5 protein-coding genes are annotated in these 8,248 nt (G+C 74.3%); all 5 read right to left on the bottom strand.

Translation table 11 applies throughout. The annotated features are described in order from the left end of the window. Positions 1 to 178: 178 nt before the first annotated feature. The gene (gene fabI, locus ACWGN5_RS41030; RefSeq protein WP_453523904.1) at positions 179 to 955 is read right to left on the bottom strand and encodes an enoyl-ACP reductase FabI; all 777 of its coding nucleotides are present in this window, start codon (positions 953 to 955) and stop codon (positions 179 to 181) included. A 5-nt stretch (positions 956 to 960) separates the two neighbouring features. Next, on the bottom strand, positions 961 to 1,680 hold the full coding sequence (gene fabG / locus ACWGN5_RS41025) for a 3-oxoacyl-[acyl-carrier-protein] reductase (protein ID WP_453523901.1): 720 nt from the start codon (positions 1,678 to 1,680) through the stop codon (positions 961 to 963). Between the two features lie 162 nt (positions 1,681 to 1,842). Further along, on the bottom strand, positions 1,843 to 2,565 hold the full coding sequence (locus ACWGN5_RS41020; RefSeq protein WP_453523898.1) for a hypothetical protein: 723 nt from the start codon (positions 2,563 to 2,565) through the stop codon (positions 1,843 to 1,845). Next, entirely contained in the window at positions 2,562 to 3,683 is a 1,122-nt protein-coding gene (locus ACWGN5_RS41015; protein ID WP_453523896.1) for a hypothetical protein, read from the bottom strand. Before ACWGN5_RS41015 ends, ACWGN5_RS41020 begins: the two co-directional genes overlap by 4 nt. Before the next feature lies 1 nt (position 3,684). Continuing rightward, positions 3,685 to 8,248 (bottom strand): hypothetical protein (locus ACWGN5_RS41010; protein WP_453523893.1); only part of this gene is annotated, 4,564 nt, incomplete at its 5' end.

Here is an 8,248-nt window from a genome sequence, read left to right as displayed (position 1 = left end):
GCCCCCCGGTCCCCCCCCCCCGTGGCCCCCCGCGCCCCCCCCCCCCGCGCCGCGCCCCCCCCCGCTCCCGGCCCCCCGCCCCCCCCACCCCCCCGCCCGCGGCCGCGCGGGCCGGGGGGGGGGGGGTGCCCCCCCCCCGGGGCCCCCCCCACGGCCCTTTCCTGCACGTCCCGAGCGGTTACGCGCCGATGGCGTGCAGACCGCCGTCGACGTGGATGATCTCGCCCGTGGTCTTCGGGAACCAGTCGGAGAGCAGCGCGACGATGCCGCGGCCGGCCGGCTCCGGGTCCGCGAGGTCCCAGGGCAGCGGGGAGCGGGTGTCCCAGACCGAGGCCAGCTCGCCGAAGCCCGGGATGGACTTCGCGGCCATGGAGCCGAGCGGGCCCGCCGAGATCAGGTTGCAGCGGATGTCCTGCTTGCCGAGGTCGCGCGCCATGTAGCGGCTGGTGGCCTCGAGGGCAGCCTTGGCCGGGCCCATCCAGTCGTACTGCGGCCAGGCGAACTGCGCGTCGAAGGTGAGGCCGACGACCGAACCGCCCTCGGACATCAGCGGCAGCAGCGCCATGGTCAGCGACTTCAGGGAGAAGGCGGAGACGTGCATGGCGGTGGCCACGGACTCGAACGGCGTGTTCAGGAAGTTGCCGCCGAGCGCGTCCTGCGGCGCGAAGCCGATGGAGTGCACGATGCCGTCGAGGCGGTCGCCCAGGTGCTCACGGACCTGGCCCTCCAGGCGGGCGAGGTGCTCGTCGTTCGAGACGTCGAGCTCCAGGACCTTGACCTTGTCGGGCTGGGGCAGCTTCTTGGCGATGCGCTCGGTCAGCGTCGGCCGGGGCCACGCGGTTAGGATGATCTCCGCACCCTGCTCCTGGGCCAGCTTCGCGGCGTGGAAGGCGATGGAGGACTCCATCAGCACACCGGTGATGAGGATGCGCTTGCCCTCGAGAATTCCGCTCATGGTGATCAGTGACCCATGCCCAATCCGCCGTCAACCGGGATGACGGCTCCAGTGATGTACGAGGCGTCGTCGGAGGCGAGGAACTTCACCGCGGCGGCGATCTCCTCCGGCTGCGCGTAACGGCCCAGCGGCACCTGCGACACGATGCCCGCGCGCTGCTCGTCGGTGAGCACCGCGGTCATGTCGGTGTCGACGAAGCCGGGGGCGACGACGTTGAAGGTGATGTTGCGCGAGCCCAGCTCACGCGCGAGGGAGCGGGCGAAGCCGACCAGGCCGGCCTTGGAGGCGGCGTAGTTGGCCTGGCCCGCGGAGCCCAGCAGACCGACGACCGAGGAGATGAGGACGACGCGGCCCTTCTTGGCGCGCAGCATCCCGCGGTTGGCGCGCTTGACCACCCGGAAGGTGCCGGTGAGGTTGGTGTCGAGGACGGACGTGAAGTCCTCCTCGGTCATGCGCATGAGGAGCTGGTCCTTGGTCACGCCGGCGTTGGCCACGAGGACCTCCACCGCGCCGTGCTTCTCCTCGATCTCCTTGTAGGCCGTCTCCACCTGCTCCGCGTCGGTGATGTCGCACTTGACGGGAAGGCAGCCGAGCTCGACCAGGGCGGCCGGGGGCTCGCCGGAGCGGTACGTGATCGCGACCTTGTCGCCGGCCTCGGCGAACGCGCGGGCGATGGCGAGGCCGATGCCCCGGTTTCCTCCGGTGACGAGAACCGAGCGGCTCAACGGATCACCCTTTCGATAGCGGTCTGGTAGCCGAAAACCTATCGGTATCGCCCCCGGCATGGGGAATCGACCTCCGACAGTGGTCGTACGGGCGTCACTGTCGGATCCCTACAGCTCGGAGACGGTACGCCCCCGGTCGGCGGGGCCGTCGCACGACACCTCTCAGGCGCGCAGGTCCGCCTGGGAGAGTTCGGCGCACAGCTCGTCGAGCGTCCGGTCGTACAGCACCGATCGGTGCGCGAGTACGTTTCGCGCCGTGACGAGGCGCCGGAGGAGCCGGGCGTCGTCCTGCGGCAGGGCGAGGGCTCCACTGATGTGGGCGCGCAGGAGTTCCCCCACCTGGAGCTCAAGGAACGCCCGTTCGGCGTCGCCGCCGGGGTGTGCGGGCGGGCGGTCGGCGTAGTCGGCGACGACGGTCGGCGCCGGGCGGTTGAGGTGACCGAGCGCCCGCACGGCGAGCCGCTGCCGGGCCTCCTCGATCCACGGGCTCAAGACGCGCTGCTGAGCCTGGGAGACATGCGCGGCGAGACGGGCCCGTACGTCTCCGCCGGGAGCGGGTGTGGGCGCCGCCGGGTGCCAGACGGCCACGTGGGGGCGCAGGCGCCCCTCCCAGGAGACGACCGCGCCCGCGGCCCAGGCCTGGCGCAGCTCCACGCCCGGCCGCAGCCGGGCGCCGATCCTGCGCAGCGGCGGGCAGTCGGCCGGAACGGGGCCGGGCAGCGACCCGAGGCAGCGGCCGAGAGCCGCACCGAGGGTGTGCTGCGCGCCGTCCCACTCCAGGGCGAGCAGCCGCGCGAGCTCCAGGTCGGGGCCGCAGACCTCGACCACGGTCTCGGCGCGCACCGCGCGGCGGATCCGTTCCTTGAGCGGGTCGCGGCCGGTCACGGCGGGGACGTGATCCAGGACCGGGGCGATCGCGGTGGCCGTGTCGAGCCTGCCGAGCGCGCCCCACCACCAGTGCACGGCCGTGTCGCCGAGACTGTGCCGGAGCTCGTCCGGAAGCGTCTCCGGCAGATCGCCGAGCCGGGCGACGACCAGGAGCCGGGGCGTTCGCCCGGAGGGAGGCCGGCGGCCTTCACGGCGGCGGCGAGCGCCCGGAAGAGCCGCTCGACGGCCGCGCCGGGGCTGGTGCCGGTGCCGGTGCTCGCGGCCGTCCCCCTACTCGTATCCGTACCGCCGTCGTGTTCCGTCCAGGCACGGATGCCGACGACCGGGCGGCGGTCCCGACCCGGGGCGACCAGGGCGGCGACGGCCTCGTCGGCGTCGACCGCGAGCTCCCCGCCGAGCCGGGTGAGCAGGCCGTGCGGATCGTGCCGGCCGCCGCCGGGCTCCTGGCGGGGCGCCGGTACGCGGGGCGGGCGGGCCTCCAGGGACCAGCCGAGGTCGAGGTCGAAGCCGTCGTCGGGCAGGTCCAGGTACGGGAGCTCGTCCGCGTCGTCCCAGCCCCAGCCGCCCTCCCCGTGGGGCCCGGGGTCCGGCTCCGGCTCACGCGCGCGCGTGGGTGCGCGATCCGGGGCCGGCACGTCGATGCGTACCGGTCCGGTGAACAGCGCACCCCGGTACAGCTCGTCCGCGAGCCCCGACTCCACCAGCGCGTCAGGGACGAGCCAGAGGCAGTTCAGCCCGTCCGCGAGGTCGGCGGCGACGGCACGCAGCCGCGCCCGCACGCCGGGCAGATCGCCGGGGTGCACGACGGCCGCGGCGGCGCGGTCGACGGCGGGTGCGGGTGCGGGGTGATCGGCGGCACGTGCGGTCGCCTGGTCGGCGGCGGGGGGCGCCGCCCCTTCGCGGTCCGCGCCGGAGGGGGCCGTCCGGTCGGCGGGACGTGCGGCGGCCCTGCCCGCGGCAGGTGCGGCATTCCTGCTCGGGGCGGGTGCGCCTGCCGTGCCCCCGGCAGGTGCCGTCCCCTCGCGATCCGCGTCGGACGGTGTCGCCCCGTCGCCCTCTCCCGGCCCGGCCGCCCCGCTCGCAGCGTCCGCTACGTCCGCCCGTGTGTCCGTCACGTCACTTCTCCCCGGTGGCCACCCGGGACCGCACCGCGCGGTAGGTGACCGGTTCCACCGCGAAGCCTTCGGGTGTCTCGTCGAGGACGCCGAGCTGGTCCAGGTGGTGGAGCCAGGCGTCGGTGTCGGGGTCGGAGAGTTCGACCGCCGCCGCCACGTCGTCGCGCGGCACGCCCTGGCCCTCCTCCACGTACCCCGTCCAGGCCGCGAGGAGCTCCAGGTCGCGGGTGTCGAGGCCGGACAGGCGCAGGTGCTCCTCGATGTTGCGGGGGCCGGCGATGAGGGCCCGTATCCGCTCGACGGCACTGTCCAGGGTCGCGCCGTGCACGGACACGTCGGCCACTGCGGCCTCCATCCAGCGGGGCCAGCCGCCGGTCGCGGCGACGAGCCGGTCACGGTCCTCGCGGGAGACGAAGGGGCATTCCGACCAGGCGCGCAGGGCGTCCGCGGTCCATCGCTCGGGGCGCAGCCACCGTACGGCGAGCTCCTCGTGCCCGTCGTCGGCGGCGAGTTCGGCGAGGGCTGCCGCATCGGCGACGACCACGACGGAGCGGTTCTCGTTGCCGCCGCTGCGCTGTTCGGTCTGCCGGACGAGCCGGTCGGCGGCGGGTCCGGCGTGGACGAGCATCGAGCGGACGGCCTCGCCCAGCTCCTCGGGGGCGGCGCCGCGCAGGTCGGCCATGATGACGTGGGCCTTGCGGCGGCGGCCCTTGAGGAGGGCGGTGAGGTCCTCCCCGTGGGTGTACGGGACGACGTCGACGCCCCGGTTCTCGGCGAACGCCGTGACGGCGCGGCGGACCAGTTCGGGCCGGTGGAGGGCGGTGGTGCCGATGAGGCTGACACCGGACTGCGCGGTCTCGTGGAGCTGTTCCTCGCTGAGCGGGCTGTAGGTCTGCACGTTCCGCGCGTCGCGGCCGAGGAGGCGTCGGGCGGCGTGCGGGTTGTAGTCGTACGGCAGGCCGAACTCGGTCTCGCGGAGTTCGAGTTCGAGCTCCTCCCGGGTGCCGAGCATGTTGACGACGTTGGGGCTGCGGACGGCGAAGCGGGAGCGGTCGCCGAGCTGGATGAGCAGGCCCAGGCCGACCATCTCGGTGAGGAAGATCTGCGCCTGTTTGGCGCTGAGCATCTCGAAGCCCTCGGGCCAGGCCTCCCGGGCCTCCTGAAGGAGTTCGCCGGCCGAGTAGTCGCCGCGGTAGCCGTCGGCGAGACTGCGGAGGGCGATGACGAGGGCGAGGACCCGGTAGCGGTCCTCCAGGTTGATCGTGAAGCGCAGCCGCTCGGCGATCTGCTGGCGGACGGTCTCCGAGGCGGCGACCTTCTGGACGTCGGCCTCGGTGATCCGGACGGGGCCGTCGGAGAAGGCGTAGGGGCGGTCGTGGAGGACGCGGACGAGTTCGCGGCAGAAGATCTGCACCAGGTTGGCCTGGTAGTTGGTGATGGCGAGGATGCGCCAGACCAGTTCGGGGCGCTCGAAGAAGTGGCCGAGCGCGGACATGGGCTCGGTGACGAGGCGTACCGCCGCCTGGGTGCCGAGCGGGCCGACGAGGACGTCGGGGCCGCCGTGCACGGTGGAGACGTTGGAGAGGTGTCCGAAGCGCTGGACCTGGTGGAGACCCGCGAAGACGATCTTGAAGCGGCGTTCGGTGTGCTCCATGAGCCGCTGGAAGTGCATGACGTTGGGGAAGGTCGACTCGCTGCCGACGCGGTAGGCGCGGCGGGAGTCGGTGTTGAGGAAGGCGTCGGCCTCGTCCGCGAGGACCAGGATCCGGCGGGTGTCGTCCTGGTCGAGCCAGGTGCGGATGTTGCGCACGACCACGTCGGGACCGGCCTGTTCGGACATCTTGTTGTTGAAGACGCCCTTGCGCTTGAGGTCCTCGACCAGCCGGCTCCAGATCCGGTCGGGGGCCTCGGCGTGACCGATCTCGGCCTTGAGGAGGTCGAGGTAGACGGCGACGTGGGTGTCGGTGCGGCTGGGGAAGATCTCCGCGACCCGGCGCAGCAGCGCCGACTTTCCGAGCTGGCGGCCGCCGTAGAGGAACATGCCGCCCTCGCGGCCCATCACCTCCCGCATCTCCTCGTCGCGGCCGTAGAAGACCTCGGGCGGCACGAGTCCCGCCACGAACGGCGTGTACGGGTTGTACGCGGCCCAGGGCAGCGTCACGCGCTGGAGCGAGCGGAACGCGCCGGGCGCGCGCGCCGCCATCCATCCCATCACCGCGGAGTCGACGACGAGGGCCTGCTGGGCGAAGGAGCGGGCGGACTCGGCGAGGCCGCGCCGTCCCTCCAGGCCGAGCGGGTGCAGGTAGAGCACGATGTTGGCGCCGACGTCGGCGTCCTCCAGATGGGCGAGCGGGCCGTCGGCCGGCTGCTCCTCCCAGACGAGGAGGACGGTGTACGAGGAGGCCCGGGAGCCGAGCGCGGCGACGTAGCCGGGGCGTTCGGCGACGCGCGCGCGGACCTTGAAGCGGCGCATGCCCTGGCCGAGGGCCACCCGCTCGGCGGCGACCTGGTTCGTGGACAGTTCGAGGCCGAGCAGCCGCAGCACCCGGGGGATGTGCTGTTGCCATTCGCCGCGCCGGCCCTGCGGGGTGCACAGGGCCGCCCACGACTCCAAGCCGTTGCTCGCGGCGGGGGTGAGCGAGGAGGTCGGGTCGCCGTAGTTCTTCGCCCACCAGCCGGCGTCGATGCCCTCCCCGCCGGCCTTCGGCGCGTCGGGGGCGGTGACTCCGGTGAGGAAGGCGGCGAGTTCCGAGCCGTCGTCGTACCGGGCGCCCTGCTCGGGCAGCGGGGTGTGCCCGGTCGCGAGGGCGAGGAACTCCTGCGCCGTCACCGTGTCGCCCTCGTCGATGAGCCGGGCGATCCGGTCGTGGTCCCCGGCGGAGAGCGGCTGGTCCGGGCGGGACCGCAGCTGTGCCAGGTTCTCCCGCAGCTGCCGGGTGTAGTCGTGGACGAGCGAACCCAGCTCGTCCTTCAGGGCCTGCAGGGATTCCACGGCGAAGCGGTAGCGGCCCGAGTCCTCGCCGTCGGCGAACTCCTGGAGGCGGCCCACGAACTCCCGTTCCTGGTCGGCCGCGAGCTGGTTGAGCGTCCGCATCTGGGCGAGCAGTCCGGCGGCCGCGCGGTGGTGCTCGGCGACCTCCCGCCGCCAGTCCTCGTGGCCCTGCGCGAGCCGCCGCGCCGCCGTCTCACCCCACTCGGGGTCGGTGCAGCCGTACTCCTCCGGCGCGCTCTCGACCGCGGCGATCAGGGCTCTGGCGAGGTGCAGGTCACCGTCGTCCAGGTACCGGCCGAGGGCGTACTCGGCGTCGGCGGGGACGAGCAGGGCGGCGATCCGGCGGGCCGCCCGGGGGTCGGCGAGATCCGGGTCGCCGAGGGCGTCCCGGGGCAGGTCGGGCAGCCGGAGGAGGGCGTCGGCGGGCGGCACGGGGCCGCCGTCCTCCCGGAGCAGGTCGGCCACCGTGTCCGCGGGCCGCAGGTGTGCGCCGGTCAGCCAGGCGCGCAGCAGCCCGAGCGCCGCGCCGCCCGTCCCGGCCGGGGCGGGCTCGTCGGCGACGTCCCGGAGGACCGCGGTCAGTTCCGGTATGCCGCGCTCGCTCACACCCTGGTGCGGGCGGGCGGCGGTGTCGGCGGCCCCGGCGCGCATGAGGAGCTCGCCGACGGAACGGCAGGCGGTGTGCAGCTGCCGGAGCGCGCCCGCGGTGATCGGCTCCTTGGCCTGCTTCGACGTACGGAACAGGGCGTCCGTGTCCTCGATGAGCCGGTCGATGTCCTCCGCCCGCCACAGCTCCTCGCCGAGCGCCCGGAAGCCGGGGGTGCCGGTGTACTGCGCCGGGCTCTGGCCCGCCCACTCGATGACCTCGTTCAGCGCCTGCCGCACGGCGCCCGAGGGGCCGACGAGGTACTGGAGCACCTGGGACGCCCGCTGGTACTTCATCTTGCGGCGCGGCAGGTCGTCGAGCAGCTGCCGGGCGGTCTGGCCGATCTCCTCGCGCGTGGCGGCCTCCAGGCCCTCCACGCTGCCCTGGAGCATGCCGGGCTCGAAGGCGCGGCCGTCCCGGACGGCGGCGACGAGCACGTTCAGCAGGTGCTGCCAGGGGCCGGTGAGCCCGGACGGCATCACGAACCCGCTGACCAGGCCGTGCGGCCAGCGTGCGGTCAGCCCGGTGCGCAGGGCGGCAGCGAGGGCCACGAGATGGGCCTCGCGGTCCTGGGCGGCGAGCGCGGGGTCGAGCTCGTGCGCCATCTGTACGGGGGTGGCCTCGCTGTCCGAGACGCAGCCGAACGCGGCGGCGGCGAAGGCGAGCGTCCGCGCCCGGACGTCGCTCTCGCGGGAGGCGACGGTCATCCAGTACGCCTCCGCCGGCCGCCCCTCCCGCAGCAGCCGCGCGACGGGCGGTTCGCTCCCGGTGTCCCAGGGCGCGTACGGGTCCCAGTCGGGCGCCTCGACCCCACTCGGCCAGGGCTCGTCCTCGACGGGCGCGGGGGTCGCGTGCACGGGGGCGGCGATCGGGGCGGGCGCGGGGGTCGCGTGCGCGGGGGCGGCGGCCGGGGCGGCGGCCCGGGCC

It is taken from the genome of Streptomyces sp. NPDC055815 (genome assembly GCF_053616475.1).
Note: the sequence above shows the minus strand (reverse complement) of the source record. Positions and strands in the feature narration are given on the sequence as shown.